Raw genomic sequence first — 264 nt, 5'->3', positions numbered from 1 at the left:
GATCTCAATGCCGGTGATGTTTCAGAACGCGGGTTGCTGAGTGTTGACGCGCAATTGCGCCTGATGAAGCAGGCTACAGGCAATAAGCTGTATAGTGATTTGTCAGCAGAATATCTTGAGCTTGCAGATAAAACCAAATGGCGTGCGATTATTCAGGAAGCGCATAAGGGCGTGGATATTGATAGTTTGTCCTGGAATACATGGGGTGCTGCACTCGAAAAAGCCTACAAAGCAGGCAAAGACATTGGTCTTGTCGATGAGACA

1 protein-coding gene is annotated in these 264 nt (G+C 47.0%); it reads left to right on the top strand.

Annotated elements, in window-relative coordinates:
* Window positions 1-264 (top strand): hypothetical protein (locus HBA93_RS21690; protein ID WP_221724627.1); only part of this gene is annotated, 264 nt, incomplete at both ends.

The organism is Ochrobactrum sp. SFR4 (assembly GCF_019730395.1).
In the GTDB taxonomy this organism is placed as follows: domain Bacteria; phylum Pseudomonadota; class Alphaproteobacteria; order Rhizobiales; family Rhizobiaceae; genus Pseudochrobactrum.
This window is presented reverse-complemented; position numbering and strand designations above follow the sequence as displayed.